At 80.3% G+C, this 574-nt stretch carries 1 protein-coding gene; it reads right to left on the minus strand.

Translation table 11 applies throughout. The features are described from left to right. On the minus strand, positions 1-574 hold a 574-nt coding region (locus E1J50_RS27725), incomplete at both ends, for a hypothetical protein (RefSeq protein ID WP_165937998.1).

Here is a 574-nt window from a genome sequence, read left to right on the forward strand (position 1 = left end):
CCCCCCGCAGCCGCGCCGCCGAGCCCCGCGCCGGCGCGTCCACCGCCCGGATCTCCGCCTCCAGCGTGCCGATCCGCGCCGCCTGCCGCCCCGCCAGGCCGCAGAAGCCCGTCAGAACCAGCGTCAGGCAGGCGAGACCCAGCCCCGCCGCCGCCCGCCCCGCCGAGGCCCGCGCAGGCGCGCGTGCCGGCCCGAACGGCAGCACCAGACAGGCCGCCTCCGGCGAAGCCATCTCGCCCTCAGCCCAAGCGATCTCGCCCTCCAGGCTGGCGATCTCGCCCCGCTTGAGCCCGAGCCGGGCCAGCGTCCGCTCGATCAGGCTGTCGGGCACCACGAGGTAGTGCACCCGCACCCGGTCCCCGCCCCCCGGCGCCACCGCGCAGGCCAGGGCGATCTCCTCCCGGCGCAGGGGCGTCTTGCGGCAGATCTCCTCGCGCACGATCGCCTCGGCCTGGGGCAGCGCCCGCCGGGGCAGGCTCAGGCTGCGCCCGACCGCGTGCGGCAGGGCGAGGCTGAGGGGCACGGGCCCGGCCCCGAGCCCGGCCCGGGCGGCGGCGCGGGCGGCCTCGGCCCG

Origin of the sequence: Methylobacterium segetis (assembly GCF_004348265.1) — a bacterium.
In the GTDB taxonomy this organism is placed as follows: Bacteria; Pseudomonadota; Alphaproteobacteria; order Rhizobiales; family Beijerinckiaceae; genus Methylobacterium; species Methylobacterium segetis.